Annotated in this window: 19 protein-coding genes; 2 read left to right on the top strand and 17 right to left on the bottom strand. The window is 37.9% G+C overall.

The features are described 5' to 3' along the window. Positions 1-14: 14 nt before the first annotated feature. The 16 genes from EDX97_RS08775 to thrC all read right to left on the bottom strand — a co-directional run bounded on the left by EDX97_RS08775 (position 15) and on the right by thrC (position 14114). Positions 15-542 carry a chromate transporter gene (locus EDX97_RS08775; protein WP_128520792.1) on the bottom strand — a complete coding sequence of 176 codons (528 nt, stop codon included), beginning with the start codon at positions 540-542 and terminating at the stop codon, positions 15-17. Then, positions 539-1093, bottom strand: a complete 555-nt coding sequence (locus tag EDX97_RS08770; protein WP_128520791.1) for a chromate transporter — start codon at positions 1091-1093, stop codon at positions 539-541. The genes EDX97_RS08775 and EDX97_RS08770 overlap by 4 nt, the downstream gene beginning before the upstream one ends. 1 nt (position 1094) lies before the next feature. After that, positions 1095-2855 (bottom strand): 1,4-alpha-glucan branching protein GlgB, encoded by a 1761-nt coding sequence (gene glgB / locus EDX97_RS08765; RefSeq protein ID WP_128520790.1) that lies wholly within the window; start codon positions 2853-2855, stop codon positions 1095-1097. Between the two features lie 81 nt (positions 2856-2936). Next, positions 2937-3965 (bottom strand): ketol-acid reductoisomerase, encoded by a 1029-nt coding sequence (ilvC, locus tag EDX97_RS08760; RefSeq protein ID WP_128520789.1) that lies wholly within the window; start codon positions 3963-3965, stop codon positions 2937-2939. Positions 3966-4051: 86 nt separating this feature from the next. After that, complete coding sequence (locus EDX97_RS08755; RefSeq protein WP_128520788.1) at positions 4052-4759, bottom strand: FadR/GntR family transcriptional regulator; 708 nt, start codon at positions 4757-4759, stop codon at positions 4052-4054. Between the two features lie 82 nt (positions 4760-4841). Continuing rightward, positions 4842-5624, bottom strand: a complete 783-nt coding sequence (locus tag EDX97_RS08750; RefSeq protein WP_128520787.1) for a hypothetical protein — start codon at positions 5622-5624, stop codon at positions 4842-4844. Continuing rightward, positions 5605-6114, bottom strand: coding sequence for a hypothetical protein (locus EDX97_RS08745; RefSeq protein WP_128520786.1), 510 nt, complete (start codon positions 6112-6114; stop codon positions 5605-5607). The genes EDX97_RS08750 and EDX97_RS08745 overlap by 20 nt, the downstream gene beginning before the upstream one ends. A gap of 72 nt (positions 6115-6186) precedes the next feature. After that, complete coding sequence (locus EDX97_RS08740; RefSeq protein ID WP_128520785.1) at positions 6187-6834, bottom strand: PP2C family protein-serine/threonine phosphatase; 648 nt, start codon at positions 6832-6834, stop codon at positions 6187-6189. A 49-nt stretch (positions 6835-6883) separates the two neighbouring features. Further along, on the bottom strand, positions 6884-8068 hold the full coding sequence (pepT, locus tag EDX97_RS08735) for a peptidase T (RefSeq protein ID WP_128520784.1): 1185 nt from the start codon (positions 8066-8068) through the stop codon (positions 6884-6886). Further along, positions 8065-9663 (bottom strand): putative manganese-dependent inorganic diphosphatase, encoded by a 1599-nt coding sequence (locus EDX97_RS08730; RefSeq protein ID WP_128520783.1) that lies wholly within the window; start codon positions 9661-9663, stop codon positions 8065-8067. The genes pepT and EDX97_RS08730 overlap by 4 nt, the downstream gene beginning before the upstream one ends. A 111-nt stretch (positions 9664-9774) precedes the next feature. Next, positions 9775-10059, bottom strand: coding sequence for an HU family DNA-binding protein (locus tag EDX97_RS08725; protein ID WP_128520782.1), 285 nt, complete (start codon positions 10057-10059; stop codon positions 9775-9777). Between the two features lie 66 nt (positions 10060-10125). Then, positions 10126-10674: a Maf family protein gene (locus tag EDX97_RS08720; protein ID WP_128520781.1), complete on the bottom strand. Its 549-nt coding sequence runs from the start codon at positions 10672-10674 to the stop codon at positions 10126-10128. Then, entirely contained in the window at positions 10671-11360 is a 690-nt protein-coding gene (locus EDX97_RS08715) for a TIGR01906 family membrane protein (protein WP_128520780.1), read from the bottom strand. Before EDX97_RS08715 ends, EDX97_RS08720 begins: the two co-directional genes overlap by 4 nt. A gap of 1 nt (position 11361) precedes the next feature. Further along, positions 11362-11796 (bottom strand): ACT domain-containing protein, encoded by a 435-nt coding sequence (locus tag EDX97_RS08710; protein ID WP_128520779.1) that lies wholly within the window; start codon positions 11794-11796, stop codon positions 11362-11364. Next, positions 11789-12646 (bottom strand): homoserine kinase, encoded by an 858-nt coding sequence (gene thrB, locus EDX97_RS08705; protein WP_183164328.1) that lies wholly within the window; start codon positions 12644-12646, stop codon positions 11789-11791. Before thrB ends, EDX97_RS08710 begins: the two co-directional genes overlap by 8 nt. Further along, on the bottom strand, positions 12639-14114 hold the full coding sequence (gene thrC / locus EDX97_RS08700) for a threonine synthase (protein WP_128520777.1): 1476 nt from the start codon (positions 14112-14114) through the stop codon (positions 12639-12641). Before thrC ends, thrB begins: the two co-directional genes overlap by 8 nt. 140 nt (positions 14115-14254) lie before the next feature. Here thrC and EDX97_RS08695 point away from each other — a divergent pair, with 140 nt between their 5' ends. Beyond that, positions 14255-15574 (top strand): aspartate kinase, encoded by a 1320-nt coding sequence (locus tag EDX97_RS08695; RefSeq protein WP_128520776.1) that lies wholly within the window; start codon positions 14255-14257, stop codon positions 15572-15574. Between the two features lie 3 nt (positions 15575-15577). Further along, on the top strand, positions 15578-16561 hold the full coding sequence (locus EDX97_RS08690) for an aspartate-semialdehyde dehydrogenase (RefSeq protein WP_128520775.1): 984 nt from the start codon (positions 15578-15580) through the stop codon (positions 16559-16561). A gap of 208 nt (positions 16562-16769) precedes the next feature. Here EDX97_RS08690 and EDX97_RS11750 read toward each other — a convergent pair whose 3' ends face one another. Then, positions 16770-16925 carry a hypothetical protein gene (locus EDX97_RS11750; RefSeq protein WP_183164327.1) on the bottom strand — a complete coding sequence of 52 codons (156 nt, stop codon included), beginning with the start codon at positions 16923-16925 and terminating at the stop codon, positions 16770-16772. Between the last annotated feature and the right edge of the window lie 85 nt (positions 16926-17010).

The following is a 17010-nucleotide window of genomic DNA, read 5'->3' as shown; positions in this document are numbered from 1 at the left end:
ACAAGAACGGCTTTTTATATGCAATGAAATACAATATTTACGATTCCCCCAATGAGCATGATCCAGATCAAATTCAGTTTGGTTTTACGCGCCAACAATAAACATACAATGGTCAAAATAACCAAAAGCACATTTTTTGCATACCCACTAAAAATCAAAAGTCCCGAACCTAAGATCATCGCTAAAACAATCGGTCGCAAAACTTGAAAGATCTTTTTCATCACATCCAGATTTCGATATTTAAAATAGATCTTCGCTAAAATGGTGACCAAGATCAAAGATGGTACAATACATCCCAAAGTACAAGCCAACGCCCCACCAAAACCAGCTACTTTTTGACCAACAAAAGTAGCACTATTTATCGCAATAGGTCCTGGCGTCATCTGAGAAATCGTGATGAGATTCGTAAATTCTTTCATCGATAACCAATGATGAATCGTCACCGTTTGCTCTTTGATCAAAGGCAAGGCTGCATAGCCACCACCAAAACTAAAAGCACCAATCCACAGAAAACTAATAAACAAAGTGATGTAGATATTCATCTTTTATACCTTTGCCAGATAACTTCGATACAAGCCATACAAATTACACAAAGGATGATCACGACCACCGGAATATTGAAAATAGAATTGGCACACAGTGCTATCGCAAAGAAAAGAATAGATATACGATCTTTCTGTTTACAATATGGCATGGCCATATCCAAACAAACCGAAAGAATAATGGCTACAACACCAGCTTGCATGCCTTCTAACAACCAGCGAATCCAAAGATTGGCGATAAATGCATCATATACAAGAGATACAAGCGATAAAATCATAAAAGGAGGCAATATCGTTGCCAATAATGCAACGATGACTCCAAGAATACCCGCTAATTTATATCCCACAACAATGGCCCCATTGACGGCAATCGCTCCAGGACTGGATTGTGCAATCGCTACTAAATCCAACATTTCATCATCATCGATCCAATGATACTTCTTCACAAATACATCCCGTATCAAAGAAACGATGACATAACCACCACCAAACGTACATGCACTCAAATAAAACATGGAAGTAAACATTTTCCAAAGTTTTTTTGTGTCCATATTACTCCATCACAACATAGATTGAACTAAATGGTGGTAACACAAAATAATCTGTGGATTTTTTCTCTTTCTTTTCTTTTGTGGTTCCATTGAAACATTCCCAATCCGTATGAAGACGCAAAACCCATTTATCCTCTGTATGAATGGTTTGGGTCTTATTTGAAAAATTAAAGAATGCAGCCACTGGTTTTAATGTACCCGCCAAACGTTGAAATCCATAGACATTGTTTTGTTTGTCATTGATCGTGATCCATTCAAAACTACGCGGATCATCATCCCATTCATACAATTGCAGGGTACTTTGATAAATCTTTCCTAAAGTTTCAAAGTAATGATGAAAAGCATCGTGCATTGGATACTTCAATAAAAACCAATCCAATTCTTTTTCTTCATCCCATTCACGGAACATCGCAATTTCATTCCCCATAAAATTCAATTTCTTACCTGGATGCATCATCATATATAAATAGAGAGAACGTAATTGTGCAAACTTTTTCTCATAAGTGCCATAAATCTTATCCACGATCGTGCGTTTTCCATGCACAACTTCATCATGAGACAATGGCAATAAATATCTTTCATTATAAAAGTAATACATCGAGAACGTCAGTTTTCCCGACAATTCTTTCCGCTCATCGCTGGTCTTCATCATATAGTCCAGGGTATCATTCATCCAGCCTAGATCCCATTTATAGTCAAATCCCAAACCACCTTCATTGACCGGTTTTGTGACATGTGGATACGCCGTGGAATCTTCTGCAATCAACATAGCACTTGGATGAAGTGCATGTAGACCTGCATTCATCTGTTTCAAAAAATCAATGGCTTTTGGATTGAAGCCACGATTTTCATCCCCCATCCAATAAATGAGTCGACTTACCGCATCCATTCGAATGCCATCAAAATGATACTTATCTAACCAATAATTAGCAGCCGATTGAAGAAAACTTCGTACTTCATAACGAGAATAAATGAAGTTGCAAGTACCCCATTCACTTTCACCTACATCACTGGTTGGATACTCATACAATTGCGAACCATCAAATTCTTTTAATCCATAAGAATCTGTCGCAAAATGGGCAGGAACAAAATCAATAATGGCACCGATTCCCGCATTATGTAAACGATTTACCAAAGATTGCAGTTGTGTAGCCGTGCCATAACGCGAGGTCGGACTAAAATAACCTGTGGTTTGGTAGCCCCAAGAACCGTCAAATGGATATTCACTCAAAGGCATCAATTCAACATGGGTAAAATGATTTTCTTTACAACAGGCAATGAGATCAGAAGCAATGGCATCATAAGTAAACCATCCATTCTCATCCTTTTCATTTTTTTTCCATGATCCCAAATGCATCTCATAAATATTCATGGGTTGATCAAAATTGCGGGTTCGCTGTTTCATCCATGTTTCATCCGTAAACGCAAACGCATTGATATCGCGAATGATTGATGCAAAATTAGGTCGTAGTTCCATTCCAAATCCATAAGGATCACAATGTTCAACCCGTCCATTGGCACCATAGACTACATATTTATACATTTGACCAATTTGGGCGTCTCGACTAAACAACTGCCAAATGCCGCTTTGTGCATCTTGATCCATTGGTTCTTCTTGCCAATGATTCCATTCGCCAATGACACAAATACTTTGTGCTTGTGGTGCATATGTTCGAAATTGGATTCCGCCATTTTGAGGATGTGCTCCAAAATATGTATATGCATCAAAGGATTTGCCATCATAAAAATCTTGCCGTTTCATACTCTTCCCTCCACGAAGTCATTTCGTAGTTTCATCATACCATAAAAAAAGCACTTCCGAAGAAGTGCTTCCATAACATTATTAGTTGTTGATTAATTTGTCGCCTTCGTTGTTCCAAGAATATAAAGCACGGATTTCCTCACCAACTTTTTCACATGGATGTTCAGCAGCTTTCTTACGTAAAGCCTTGAAGTGAACTTGACGACCAGCAGGTGACATATCAAGCAAGAAGTCTTTAGCGAATGTTCCATCTTGGATATCACTTAAAATTTGACGCATAGCTTTTTTCGTCTCTTCTGTAACAATCTTTGGTCCAGTGATGTAATCACCATATTCAGCTGTGTTAGAAATTGAATAACGCATTCCAGCAAATCCAGATTGATAGATTAAGTCAACGATTAATTTCATTTCATGGATACATTCGAAATAAGCATTACGAGGATCATATCCAGCTTCGCACAATGTTTCGAAACCAGCTTGCATCAATGCACAAACACCACCGCAAAGAACAGCTTGTTCACCGAATAAGTCAGTTTCTGTTTCTGTACGATATGTTGTTTCAAGTAATCCGGCACGAGCACCACCAATAGCAGCACCATATGCTTTAGCAATATCCCAAGCATGTCCTGTTGCATCTTGTTCAACAGCAATCAAGCATGGTGTTCCTTTTCCTTCCAAGTATTCCGAACGAACTGTATGTCCTGGAGCCTTAGGAGCAATCATTGTAACATCAACATCCTTTGGTGGAACGATACATCCAAAATGAATATTGAATCCATGCGCAAACATCAACATGTTACCTGGTTCCAAGTTTGGCTCGATATCTTTCTTATACATGTCTGCTTGTTTTTCATCATTGATCAAGATCATGATGATATCAGCTTGTTTTGCTGCTTCTGCAGAAGTATATACTTTCAAACCTTGTTCTTCTGCTTTTTTCCAAGATTTAGATCCTTTATACAATCCAACGATGACATCAGCACCACTTTCTTTTAAGTTCAATGCATGTGCATGTCCCTGTGATCCATAACCAATGATGGCAATTTTCTTTCCATCCAAATAAGATAGATCACAATCACTTTCATAAAAAATTCTTGCTTTTTCTGCCATGTTCTTTTCCTCCTTCATGGTAAGTTGTCATACAACTTCATCTGTTGTTGTATGACAAGTATAAAACGCTTAAAGCCAATTGTCAATCAAAGATTTGCTTTTTCTACCGAGATTTCTTCTCGAATCAAAGTATGATGCAAATGGATCAATACGGCACTACGCAAAGCCGGTCCATCTCGATGTTTTAAAAACTCCATGATCAGAATATGATCAGCATATGCATCTTGTGCAATCAATTCCAGATTCGCATGAAATTCAAATGTTTTTTCGATAGTTTCCTTGACAACCATAATAAAGTTATTCAAAAACTCATTATGAGCAGCACGAATGATTGATGAATGAAATTCTGTTTCAGAACTGATGCGCTCTTGAGCCGTAGGATCCAACAAAATCAAATGTTGCACTGTTTCACCTAGCTTTAAAATATGCTCAATCTCTTCATTTGTCGCTCTTTGACAAGCCAATTCCGCTGCCTGTGGTTCAATCATCAATCGCGTTTCAAATAAATCATGTAACGTCACTTTCATGGATTGTACCTCTTGTATATCCAGTTGAGGATCCGTTTTGATATCACCCTGATTTGCCACAAAAGTCCCATTTCCTCTTTCCACTCGCAACAAGCCTTCTGAGACAAGAATACGAATAGCTTCTCGCAAAGTGGTCCGACTAATCCCCATTTGAATCGAAAGTTGATTTTCATTGGGTAATTTCTGACCCGGTATGTATACATGATTCGTCAAGATGGATTTTCTAAGTTGATCTGCAGTTTTTTGAGATAAAGTTTGATTTGCCATAAAACAACTATATCCCAAAACATCAGACAACTCAAATTATTTATAAGACAACTTAAAAAAGAAGAAGGGCTTTGCCTTCTTCTTAAGCAGCTGTGTTCCAACCTAGGCTTGGATCATATTGCGATGTATCATAATCATACGGCGTCGTTGGCGTATAGGTATCACTACCATCATACGTTCCATCCGTTCCATTATAATAGTCACTCGCATTTGAATCATATGTACTTGTACTATCATCCGTTGTAGCTTGTTGCGTTGTCGTATCTTGCGTCGTATCTTGTTGTGTTGTGGATTCGTTTGTTGTATCTTGACTCGTAGACGCAACAATCTTTACCTTAAACTTCTTTGTTCTTTCATTTCCAGATGAATCTGAAGCCGTTACTTTGGCAGTATACGTACCTGGTGTATTAAAATCTACAGCACTTGTATCGAAAGTTAAAGACACTTTTGTTTGATCCGTTGCTTTAAATTTCTTGCGAAAATCATACGTATCATTTCCTACTTTTACCTTCACAGTCTTTGGTGCTTTGGTAAATGTTGGCTTTTTCGTATCCGAAATCGTTACACGCAAATATTTCACTTGTTTGCCGGCCACGGAATTAAACGATGCCTCAACAATATAAACGCCAGGTTCATTTTCATTGATCTTACTTGTATCTACGGTAAAAGAATGTGAATTCCGACTTAAAACATCGGTTGCTTTAATATCCACTTTTTCACCTAATTCATAATGTAAGCTGGTATTTTCCCATTCTGGCATCATTCGCAATTGAATATTAAAAATCAATACAACCATAAAAGCTAATGCTAATACGATGGCAATCGCGATCCTTATTTTTGAACCTCTATCTAAATTTGATGACATATTTTCGCTCCTTTTCTTTGGTTAGAAAAACATATGCCTCGATTTCCATCGCATCCATCAAATGCGTAAATGCATGTAATGAACGCTCTTTTTGACTTCCTCCTAATAAAAATCGATTCACAATATAATCATTCGGACATTGCAATTCAATTTTATTTTCTGACTCCAAAAACGCAAATCGAATTCTGCAATCGCAAGACTGGCTTTCTCCTTCAACAAATACATTGGGACAATCCAACCGTCGAAAACTTTGATCATGAAACCCATCGAATGTTTTGGCATCCACATCTTTATAGCGACAAATGTTCTCATAATCTTTCTTTTCATAGGTTTCTAAAGAAATGATCTTGGCTAGATTTTTCCAGGCCCAGGTTTGGATCATCGCACACACAACATCATGATTCAATGGAAACGTCGGAATGTATGTACAACATACCTGCCGTTTATTGAGATCTTTAATGTTGGAAATATCAATTCGAACCATTTCCATAGTAACATCCTCCCATGTACCCATTGTACACTATCCCTTCATAAAATAAAAAACAGATACTAAAAAGTATCCTTAAATTTGGACACGAATCAAAGTCATATTATCTTGTGAACCCGCATCTAAAGCCATTTGAAATATTTGTTCAATTGTTGCATTTTGATCCAATGCCTCCGCCAATGCATCCATAGATAAAGACTCCAAAATACCATCCGAAGCAATGAGCAATTGATCTTCAGAGCGAATTGGCAAAGAATGCGCATAATAAGCTGTCAAATAACCCATACAAGACGTAATCACATGGGGATATCCTTCTAAAGTATGTGGTTGCGATAAAAGCATCAACGAATGATCACGAAATAAAAAGATTGGACTATCACCCACATTAAAATAGGTAAATCGCTTTTTTTCGATGTATCCACCCGAAAGTGTACACATCGATTCCTTCATGTTCTCTTTAATCATCTGATCGATGGTTTGTAGGGTTTGTTCCATACCTTGTCCTTGCCAGTTTGCCATCTGTTCACACGCAAAACGAGCGGCTCGCAAAGGTTCATACGAAGTAGAAACGCCATCCGCCACCACCAAGCCAACATGATCTTTCGCTAGTCGTGTATGAAACCAACTCGATGGTGTTATCAGCTTTCGACCATTTTGATACACACCAAAATAATCTTCATTTTGTGCTTTTTTTCCAGTCCTGCTGGATGCTTGGATCTTCATTAGTAGTATTGTAGCCTTTTATAGAAAAAAACGCAAAAAAGGGGGCATCTTAGATGCCCTTGATCATTTGTACTAAAATATCAACCATTTGTTCCATCTTGGTGATGGAGGCAAATTCCCGTGGTCCATGATGAAGAAACGTTCCCGTTCCTAGATTTGGACAAGACAATCCTTTTTCACTTAACATGGCCCCATCCGTTCCACCACGAATGGGAATGGATACCGGCTCGATACCTAAATGTTGGATGGCTTGTTTTGCTCGATTGACTGGTGTCATATCACTCATAAATTCAGCCATATTATGATATTGATCATGCATTTCGATGGAAAAACGTTGTCCATATTTATCATTCAATGCATCAACAACATTTTGCATCAATGCTTTCTTACGTGCAAATTTGGTCGCATCATGATCACGAATGATATAAACCAAACGAGCCTTGGCTACATCTCCATCCATCTTGATCAAATGAAAGAAGCCTTCTCTACCTTGTGTATGAGCGGGTGTTTGATCATGTGGTATACAATGGGCAAAATCCATCGCTAATAAAGACGCATTCACAAGTTTATCTTTTCCTTCACCCGGATGTATGGCACTTCCTTGGATGGTGATGGTCGCTTGTGCCGCATTAAAATTTTCATATTCAACATCATCAATTCGATCTCCATCGATCGTATAGGCATAATCAACCGGGAATTTTTGCAAATCAAATGTATCCGTACCACGACCAATTTCTTCATCAACCGTAAAAGCCACACAAATCTTACCATGTGGTATAGCTCGTATTTGTTCAATGGCTGTAAGAATAATGGCAATCCCTGCTTTATCATCACCACCCAATAAGGTGTTTCCATCGGTTACGATCAAATCATCATGTATGCATTGTTTCAATGCCGGATAGATTTCTGGATCGATCACAAGACCATTCTTTAAAGAAATGGATTGTCCCTCATAGTCTTGGATCCTTTGTGGAGATACGTTGGCTCCACTGATTTCAGTCGCCGTGTCCATATGTGCCAAGAAGCCAATGGCATCATCGACTTTGGTTGCTTCTAGTGTCGCATAGATAATGCCATCTTTTCCTTGTTCCACTTGGTCAAATAAGGAAAGACATTCCTCGTATAATACATTGGATAATGCCCATTGTTTTGAAGTACTGGGAATGGTCGAACTATCTTCATTCGATTGTGTATCATACGAAATATATCGCAAAAACCGTTCGGTCAAACTCATAGTAACACCTGCGCTAAAGATGGTACGATTTGTTTCTTACGCGAGACGAATTGTTGATCGGCAAACCGAGCAACCGCTGGTGCCACATCATGAGCTAAATCACCTACGCATATGAAACGAGAACCATTGCCTTCGACATTGGTAAAGACCATCATCAATAAATCATAATGACGTTTTTTGTTTTCTTGTTCCATAAAGGCTTTAAAATCTTCTTCGATACTATCGACATCATCCAAATTATATGTAAATACTTGGGAAATATCGATACGATGTCCACTCAAGATATATTCTTTTGTATCGTTATACAATAAATTCTTGAATTCTTTTCCTTTGATAGTTGCAGTATTTTCGAATAACTCTTTGGCCATTTCATCAAAATGCAAACCATATTCTTTTTCTAAATATGCTTTTAGATCCAAATCAATGGGCGTTGTCGTTGGGGAATGAAAATTCAACGTATCGCTGATCATTCCATACGCGCACAACAAAGCCACTTTATCGGACATACGAATATTGGCTTCTCGATACATCATGGTCACAATGGAACAAGTACTGCCAATAATCATATTTCGAAAAGAGATAGGGCGGCTGGTTTCGATATCACCAATGCGATGATGATCGACAATTTCTACAATTTCTGCCGTTTCAATATCATCAATCGATTGTTTAACTTCATTATGATCCACCAAAATGAATTTTTTCTTTTCACTTTTCAACAAATGATATCGTGCCACAGAACCCACCAAATGATTCTGGAAAAGAACGGGATAGTTAGAATGACGTGTCTTCAACATTTCGCTTTCTACTTGTTCGACAAATTCCGATTGACTAAAAGAAATAATTTTCTCTTTTGGGGTCATGATAAAAGAAACCGGAATCGATCGATAAATCATTTGGATGACTTTCATGATATTGTATGGTGTCTGTATCAAAGTAGCACCCTTTTGTTTGGCAATTTCAATAATATAATCAGAAGGACGATAATTTTGCGTACACACAACAACAGCACAACCACGAACGATACTTTTAAACATATCATCTTCATGATCATCCAGTACCATGATGGCCCCTTCCAGATTTCTTTCATTCAAGCGTTTATCCGAAATGCGCACATAGCCACTTCGTGCTAAATTCCCTTCATAAATAAACTGTCCTTTTAATGCTCGCACGATATTCGTTAAAGGGGTATCTTTCAATAAATCTTTGGTGATGCTGACATCTTGCATCTGGATCTTAGAAATATCATTGATCGTGCAAACGCCGAGATATTCATCGTCGTCACTTACAACATACAATGTCTTAACATTATGTTCTAAGCAAACATCCCATGCCGATCGAATGGTATCTTCGGGATGGACACGAACCGCTTCATCAATTTCAATCTCGGATAAGGCACATTTGGCCGTATTCATATATAGAGGCGGTTCAACTCCTACTTTATCTAAAATAAAGGCGGTCTCAGGACTTAAATGTCCAATGCGTCCTGCCACGGCATGAACTCCCTGTGCTTCTTTCAAAGCCGTAAGCGCAAGCGATGAACATATGGCATCCGTATCTGGATGTTTATGTCCTATAACATAAATTGGTAAACTCATAGATTTCCTCTTTTTCTAATATTCTGTATTCATTATAGCAAAATTCAAAGCGCTTTCGCGGTTTTGTGCATATTTTAAAAAAAGAGCACATCGTGCTCTTTAGAAACATCCTTATTTCACTGCGTCTTTCAAAGTCTTTGCAGGTTTGAATTTGACGCTTTTCGAAGCAGGAATCTCAATCTTTTCCTTCGTCATTGGGTTAATACCTGTACGAGCTGAACGTTGAGCCAAGGTAAATTTTCCAAAGCCAAATACATCAACGGTTCCATCGTTTTTCAATGTATCAGCAATCGTATCAAATACGCTTTGTACATATGCAGTCGCATCTTTTTTTGAAATGCCATACTCTTCAGCTAATGCATTAGCTAAGTCTTGTTTTTTTACCACTTCTGCCATGATAATTTGTTCCTCCTTTAATTCTTGAACGCGCTTATTGTAACACTTACGTTTAGAAAAGAAAAGCTAAAACCGCACGTGGAAAAATTGACATATTCTTTCCATTGGTAAACCCACAACATTGGAATACGAACCATCGATCCATTCCACAAAATCGCATTCTTGGATTCCATATGCACCGGCTTTATCCATGCAAGCTCCACTTTTCACATATTTATCAATTTCAAAATCCGATAAATCTCGAAAATGCACTTTGGTCGTTTCCACAAATGTATAGGGCTGATGATCCCTGATAATACAAACCCCTGTTTTTACTTCATGCGTTTGATTGGATAAGGCATGCAGACATCTTTTTGCTTCGTCTTTATTTTTCGGTTTTCCCAAACGTTTACCTTGGAAATAAACGATCGTATCCGCACCAATCACAACATAGTCCGGATACACATCCGCAACATCCATAGCCTTTGTTTGCGCCACTTTCATTAAAGCCTCATCGATAGGTAGGCTTTCATCAAATACTTCTTCCACTTTGGCTGGCTCAATCTCAAAATGAAAATGTGCCTGTTCCAATAATTCTTTTCTTCGGGGTGAATTCGAGGCTAATAATAATTTCATTTTTCCTCCTCAAAACCAATGGGTGCTTTTTTTAATAAAATACGGCCACTCCATAGACAAGCACAACCTAAGATCACAAGTACCATAATCACAATGGTGATGACCAATTGATGAAAGACTGGTTCTGGTAACATATCAATCATAAAATCCACACCAGGTGTCAATAACCAATAATCATTGGTAAAAAAAACCTGATGAAAATGGATCCAAAAATCTGTAAAATCCGTTAAGATCCATAGTCCCAATATCACAATCACGATCAAAAAACTGAAGCAAGCTCGTAAATATCCCTTTGCTAAAAAGAATAGACCATTTTTCTTTCGATAGATATAGATACCAAGTACAATCGCATCAAACGAGGTGACATTTCTTACCAACATCGCCTTTTGATAGAAACGTTTTACATCTTTCATATGTGTTGTTTCCCGCCAATCAAATGCCACACGCTTTGTTCCAGCTTTGGTGATATTCACCTTAATATCTTGTCGATCATCGTTTAAATAATCCAACAATACCGTGATGCAACGATCCAGATCTTTATCAGAAACATCCAAGCTATCGGCTAGATCCATTTGATCATAGATATGATAATAAAAACTTGGTTGAAGTGCCCAAAGTCGCACGCTCCATAAAAGAACGGCAACAATAACACACCAACCAAAGAGAAAACTGATTGTTTTTTTCATTTTATTCTACAGCAACCAAATCTACTTTATCGATGACATCGAGATTGGATAATAAATGCAAGAACACATCGATGGTTACATCCATATCTGTAATATCCAAGGTCAAAGACAACGTATGAATCCCATTGATTGGAATCGTTTGATTGATAGCTAGGATATTCCCGTTTTTCGAAGCGACCAAATTCAGTACTTTGGATAACGAGCCTGCCTGTTGCGAAATGATCATCGTAATGACAGCCCGACGACGGGAAGTTTCATCATTAAATGAAAATACAGCATCCTTATATTTATAATAAGTACCTCGTGATACACCAACGGCTTTTACCGCTTCACTGATGCGTTTTACCTTTCCTGACTGCAACAAGTTACGGGCTTCAATAACTTTTTCTAGCACATCTGGCAATATATCCGAGGAAACGACATAATACTTACTCATACTCTACATACGCTCCTTTTTGGGAAATTTGTACATGATGCCAAGGAACATCCAATGTGTCGGCAAGATCATCTAATTTTTTCTTATCTTTTGAGATCACTAGCATTGAACTACCCGAACCGGAAATCCACATCGATAACGCATGAGCTTGACAGTATGTATGAATTCCTTCATATTCAGGAATCAAAGCTTTTCGATAAGGTTCATGAAGATAATCCACACAACTTAGAAATAAAGCATTCTCATCACCGGTTTGTAGGGCCTGCTCAAACACAAGAGCATGAGCCACTTGTTGTTTGGCATGATCAAAAGAAATAGACGAAGGCAAAACCTTACGTGCGGCTTTGGTAGAAATCGTCTCTTCTGGTACGATAGCTAGGATTTGCCAATCGGCTGTCGGTATATATGTCATATGTGGTATTCCATCCACCATGATTGATACCGTAGCTGCACCAAAAATAGCCGGTGCTACATTATCGGGATGCCTTTCAATATCCGTCGCAATCTTTAAAACATCATTTTTTGTTAAGTTTTTATGAAACCAGGCATTTGCACCCATGATTCCGGCCACGATACATGTTGCGGAAGACCCAAAACCATGACTAAAAGGAATATCCGTCTCAATGTGTAAATGCACGGCTGGTTTTTTGACATCCAATATTTCACAAGTATGATAAAACGCTTGTAGAACTAAATTGTCTGGTGTCCCAAATTGAGGATCACAACCAGATACCCATGTTGTATGTGCAACATCAAATGTAAAGGTTGACCACCAATCCAGGGCAATCCCCATACAATCAAAACCAACACAACAATTGGCCGATGTAGCAGGCACACACACTTTAATCATGAAACAGCTCCTCGATATAATTGGCAACATCTTGTTTCATTTCATCAATCGCAATGACATCTTTATGTAAGATTGGTAAATCATCCAATTCTGCCAATCCTTTTGGTGTTTTTTCATGGGCATATTCTTCTAATTTTTTCATAGCTTGCATTGGATCCTCTTCGGTTACACCAATAGAAGCCAATACATCTTGGGCAAATTTATAAGGACTGGCCGTTGCCAAGGAAACCATGGGACGCTCTTTAGCTTCTTTGCCAATTTCATAACCAATCGCAGAATGCGGATCCAAAATTTCATTTGTCTCTTTATATGTCTTGCCAATAACAGCTTTGGTTTGTGCATCATCGATATAACCACAATCAAATAACGATTGGATCTTTTTCAACATTTCAGCTGGAATTTGATACTTACCTGTTTGTGCTAATTCATCCATGCAACCTTTCACAAAGTCTGCATCACAATCCGACATATAATATAGTAAGCGTTCCAAATTGGAACTAATCAAAATATCCATACTTGGCGAGATGGTTTGAATAAATTCACGATTACGATCGTAAACACCTGTTGTCAAGAAATCCGTCAATACATGGTTCGCATTGGAAGCGACATAGAACTTTTCGACTGGCAATCCCATCAAGTAGCCATAATAACCGGCTAATACATCACCAAAATTACCGGTAGGTACACTATACGAAATCTTATCTCCGAGTTGGATCACACCACGATTGACTAATTGTTTATAGGCTTCAAAGTAATAAACAATTTGTGGTACCAAACGACCAATATTAATCGAATTGGCACTAGTCAAGCGTACATGGTGTTTCGCTGCGATTTCACGCAGATCCTCATCCAAGAATAATTCTTTGACTTTGCTTTGAGCATCATCAAAATTTCCTTTGACACCATAGACTTTTACGTTTTTACCACGTTGTGTAACCATTTGACGATATTGTACCTGACTGACCTTATGATCAGGATAGAAGACAACAATACCGGTATCTTTTACATCTTGGAAACCAGCCAAAGCAGCTTTTCCTGTATCACCACTTGTAGCCGTCAGGATCAAGGCTTTTTGATGAGCGGATTGTAATGCCACCGACATCAATTGTGGCAATAAAGTCAACGCAACATCTTTAAAAGCCGAGGTAGGTCCATGGAATAATTCCAATACATAGACATCCCCTACTTTGCGCAGTGGGGTGATATCTGGTAAAGAAAAAGTATTTCCGTATGCGTTGGCAACACATTGTTCCAATTCTTCCTTGGTAAAGTCGGGTAATAAATGACTTAAAATATATACAGCATTTTCTTTATAACTTTGTTTACAAATCGTAGTCAAATCTAATTGTACTTGTGCTAGATCAGGCCAAACATATAATCCTCCATCGGGAGAAATACCTTCAAAAATGGCTTGTTTACTAGTGATTTTTCGATCTCTATTTCGAGTAGATTCGTATACTTCGTGCATGTCAAATCCTCCTTGAAAATCTACATCTCCTATGATACAATGTCCACAATGCAAAAACAAGTGTTTTCAAGGCGAAACTTTTTTCTTGCATGATGTACACCATTCGTACACAAATGTTATTTATAGATATGGAGACTAGCATGTTAAAGATCACAAAATTTGGTGGTAGCAGTGTCGCAAACGCAACACAGTTTAAAAAAGTAAAAAATATTGTCGAATCGGATCCTGCCCGTCAATATGTCGTTGTCAGTGCACCGGGTCGGCGTACGGCAAGCGATAATAAAATTACGGATTTGCTTTATCTATTAGATGCACATCGTCATTATCATGTCGATGCTTCGAATGTTACTAAAATCATTCGCGAGCGTTTTTTATCAATCAAAGAAGAATTAGGCCTACAAATAAATATGGAAAAAGAACTAGATGAGTTCTTTGCCAATTTATCCAAGATGACACAAGCCGAAATTGTCAGTCGTGGTGAATATTTTTGTGCCAAAATGATGGCTGAATATTTAGGCTATGCCTTTGTGGATGCAGCTGATGTCATTCGTTTTAAGATGGATAAAAGCATTGACTGGGAAGCAACGACCGCAAAAGTAAAAGCCAAATGTGCCAAATATGACCATTTCGTTTTCCCTGGTTTCTATGGAACCGATGCCAATGGCCATATTCAAACGTTCCCTCGTGGTGGTGGTGATATTACAGGTGCTGTCTTGGCACGTTGTATCGATGCTGATATTTATGAAAACTGGACCGATGTTTCTGGCTTCTTGATGGCGGATCCTCGTATCGTAAAGAATCCAGAACCAATCACACACATTACCTATTCAGAATTGCGCGAATTATCCTATATGGGTGCCAGCGTTTTACACGAAGATGCAATTTTCCCTGCCAAAGAGAAAAATATTCCTATCCATATATTAAATACAAATCGTCCTCAAGATAAAGGTACGATCATCCAAGAAAATATTGATCAGCCAAGTGAATATCCAATTACTGGTATTGCCGGTAAGACAGGTTTCACAAGTATTCTTGTTTATAAAAAACACATGTCCAATGAAGTTGGATACATTCGCAAGGTCTTATCAATCTTAGAAGAATATCATATTTCCATTGAACATATTCCAAGTTCTATTGATTCATTCAGTATTGTCGTAGCGGATAAAGATGTGGAAGATATATTATATGAAATGGTGGCACGTATCAAATCCGAATTAAAACCCAATCGTGTACGAGCAAAATCCGGTCTAGCTTTGATTTCAACCGTTGGCCGTAACATGTCATCCAAACCAGGTACTTCCGGTCGTTTATTTGGCGCTTTGGGCGCAAATCATATCAATATTAGTATGATTGCACAAGGTAGTGATGAGATGAACATTACCGTTGGTGTCAAAGAAGAAGATTTCAAAAAGACCATTCAAGTTATTTATGATACATTTGTTACAAAAAAAGGAGAATAAATCATGAAAATCGCAATCGTCGGTGCAACAGGTGCTGTTGGTCAGCAAATGTTGCAATGCTTAGAAGAAAGAAACGTACCTGGTGAATTGAAATTATTAGCTTCCGCTCGTTCGGTTGGCAAGAAATTCACATATAAAGGACAAGAAATCGCTGTGGAAGAACTTTGTGAAGAATCATTTGAAGATGTTGATTATGCATTGGGTGCAACTGGCAATGATATCACAAAGAAATGGATGCCATGGGCAAAAAAAAATCATGTAGTCGTAGTCGATAATTCCAGTGCATATCGTTTGGATAAAGATGTTCCTTTGGTTATTCCAGAAATCAATCCAGAAGACATCCAAAAACATCATGGTTTGATTGCCAATCCAAACTGTGCAACCATCATTGCTTTAGTCGCTTTAAATGCCCTTCGTAAAGAATTCGGTATCAAACGAATGATCGTTTCTACGTACCAAGCTGTTTCTGGAGCTGGTGTCAAAGGTATCCATGATCTAGAAGTACAATCCAAAGATCCAAGTGTACCAAGTACGGCTTTCCCTTATCAGATTGCTTATAACTTGATTCCACAAATTGGTGATTTTGATGATCTGGGTATTTCCAAAGAAGAATGGAAGATGCAAAATGAAGGACGTAAGATCTGGCATGATGACAACTTACTAGTAAGTTGTACTTGTGTGCGTGTACCAATCTTCCGTAGTCACAGTGAAAGTATCTTCATCGAATGTGAAAAAGAAGTGGATGTAGAAAAAGCACGTGCATTGATCAACGAAGCCGCTGGATGTGTCTTAAAAGATGATCCAAAGAATGGTGTCTATCCAATGCCATTAGATACAACCAATCAAGATCTTGTATTTGTTGGTCGTTTCCGTAAAGATATTTCTGATCCAACCGGACATAGTTTATCTCTATTCTGTTGTGGTGACCAGATCCGTAAAGGAGCTGCAACAAACGCGGTACAAATCTTACAAGAATTAATCAAATAATGAAGGCCCAGAACAGTCTGGGCCTATATTTTTTCTTGTTGATATTTTTTCATATATTGTGGAACATTGTTTCGTTCCAAATCGATTCTTATTAAAATATAACTGGTATCTAGAAATTTATTTTTCTTTAGATATGTAGGATCTAATTCTAAATCGGACATCGTTTTTATCACATCTGCATATTCTTTATCTTCCTTTGTTTTCTTGGTTAAAAATTCCGCTTTAAAATTGACTCCTTCAATTTTACTTTTTGAAAAGAATCCGCTACGATTTTTTCTCTTATTTCTTCTTCTATATCATCGTATTCACTTCTTCTAATTTGTGGAAAATGTCTTTCAAATAAATAGTAGACAGCAATAGCCATTTGGTCGCGTAAATAACTTGTTTTGGCTTTTACTTCATATTTTTCATAAACTATAACCCATTTAATTTTTTCATTATCCCATATT

The organism is Absicoccus porci, assembly GCF_003725415.1.
GTDB lineage: Bacteria > Bacillota_I > Bacilli_A > Erysipelotrichales > Erysipelotrichaceae > Absicoccus > Absicoccus porci.
This window is presented reverse-complemented; position numbering and strand designations above follow the sequence as displayed.

Excerpts from the sequence above, each read along its gene's own strand:
- EDX97_RS08775 (WP_128520792.1), bottom strand. The coding sequence starts at position 542 with ATGAATATCTACATCACTTTGTTTATTAGTTTTCTGTGGATTGGTGCT.
- EDX97_RS08770 (WP_128520791.1), bottom strand. The coding sequence starts at position 1,093 with ATGGACACAAAAAAACTTTGGAAAATGTTTACTTCCATGTTTTATTTG.
- glgB (WP_128520790.1), bottom strand. The coding sequence starts at position 2,855 with ATGAAACGGCAAGATTTTTATGATGGCAAATCCTTTGATGCATATACA.
- ilvC (WP_128520789.1), bottom strand. The coding sequence starts at position 3,965 with ATGGCAGAAAAAGCAAGAATTTTTTATGAAAGTGATTGTGATCTATCT.
- EDX97_RS08755 (WP_128520788.1), bottom strand. The coding sequence starts at position 4,759 with ATGGCAAATCAAACTTTATCTCAAAAAACTGCAGATCAACTTAGAAAA.
- EDX97_RS08750 (WP_128520787.1), bottom strand. The coding sequence starts at position 5,624 with ATGTCATCAAATTTAGATAGAGGTTCAAAAATAAGGATCGCGATTGCC.
- EDX97_RS08745 (WP_128520786.1), bottom strand. The coding sequence starts at position 6,114 with ATGGAAATGGTTCGAATTGATATTTCCAACATTAAAGATCTCAATAAA.
- EDX97_RS08740 (WP_128520785.1), bottom strand. The coding sequence starts at position 6,834 with ATGAAGATCCAAGCATCCAGCAGGACTGGAAAAAAAGCACAAAATGAA.
- pepT (WP_128520784.1), bottom strand. The coding sequence starts at position 8,068 with ATGAGTTTGACCGAACGGTTTTTGCGATATATTTCGTATGATACACAA.
- EDX97_RS08730 (WP_128520783.1), bottom strand. The coding sequence starts at position 9,663 with ATGAGTTTACCAATTTATGTTATAGGACATAAACATCCAGATACGGAT.
- EDX97_RS08725 (WP_128520782.1), bottom strand. The coding sequence starts at position 10,059 with ATGGCAGAAGTGGTAAAAAAACAAGACTTAGCTAATGCATTAGCTGAA.
- EDX97_RS08720 (WP_128520781.1), bottom strand. The coding sequence starts at position 10,674 with ATGAAATTATTATTAGCCTCGAATTCACCCCGAAGAAAAGAATTATTG.
- EDX97_RS08715 (WP_128520780.1), bottom strand. The coding sequence starts at position 11,360 with ATGAAAAAAACAATCAGTTTTCTCTTTGGTTGGTGTGTTATTGTTGCC.
- EDX97_RS08710 (WP_128520779.1), bottom strand. The coding sequence starts at position 11,796 with ATGAGTAAGTATTATGTCGTTTCCTCGGATATATTGCCAGATGTGCTA.
- thrB (WP_183164328.1), bottom strand. The coding sequence starts at position 12,646 with ATGATTAAAGTGTGTGTGCCTGCTACATCGGCCAATTGTTGTGTTGGT.
- thrC (WP_128520777.1), bottom strand. The coding sequence starts at position 14,114 with ATGCACGAAGTATACGAATCTACTCGAAATAGAGATCGAAAAATCACT.
- EDX97_RS08695 (WP_128520776.1), top strand. The coding sequence starts at position 14,255 with ATGTTAAAGATCACAAAATTTGGTGGTAGCAGTGTCGCAAACGCAACA.
- EDX97_RS08690 (WP_128520775.1), top strand. The coding sequence starts at position 15,578 with ATGAAAATCGCAATCGTCGGTGCAACAGGTGCTGTTGGTCAGCAAATG.
- EDX97_RS11750 (WP_183164327.1), bottom strand. The coding sequence starts at position 16,925 with ATGGCTATTGCTGTCTACTATTTATTTGAAAGACATTTTCCACAAATT.